Below are 533 nucleotides of genomic sequence, written 5' to 3' on the forward strand. Positions count from 1 at the left end.
AGATCGTGCCGCTGCTGGACAAGCAGCTGGGCGACTGGAAGGCGACCGGCGAGGCGCCGCAGGTGAAGGCGGCCACCGACGTGGCGTTGCCGAAGGGCCCGCGCGTGTTCCTGATCGACCAGCCGGGCGCGGTGCAGGCCAACCTGTTCGCCGGCCAGGTGGTGGCGCCGTCCAGCGCTACCAGCTCGACCCGCTTCGATATCGCCAACGGCGTGATCGGCGGCGACTTCACCTCGCGCCTGAACATGAACCTGCGTGAGGACAAGCACTGGTCGTACGGTGCGCGCAGCAGCGCGATCAACTCGGTGGGCCAGCGCCCGTGGATGGCCAGCGCGCCGGTGCAGATCGACAAGACCGGCCCGGCGATGGCGGAAATGCGCAAGGAAATCGCCGCGTTCGCCGATGGCAGCAAGCCGGCCACCGCCGCCGAGGTCAACCGCATCCGCAACATCCAGACCCTGAGCCTGCCCGGTGCCTACGAGACCGCCAGCGCGGTCGCCTCGACCATCGGTTCGATCGTGCAGTTCAAGCGT

At 68.9% G+C, this 533-nt stretch carries 1 protein-coding gene; it reads left to right on the forward strand.

Annotated elements, in window-relative coordinates; translation table 11 throughout:
• A partial coding sequence (locus DAI20_RS20230; RefSeq protein ID WP_168927719.1) for an insulinase family protein occupies positions 1-533 on the forward strand: 533 nt, incomplete at both ends.

Origin of the sequence: Planctomonas deserti (genome assembly GCF_003067705.1) — a bacterium.
Lineage (GTDB): Bacteria > Actinomycetota > Actinomycetes > Actinomycetales > Microbacteriaceae > Planctomonas > Planctomonas deserti.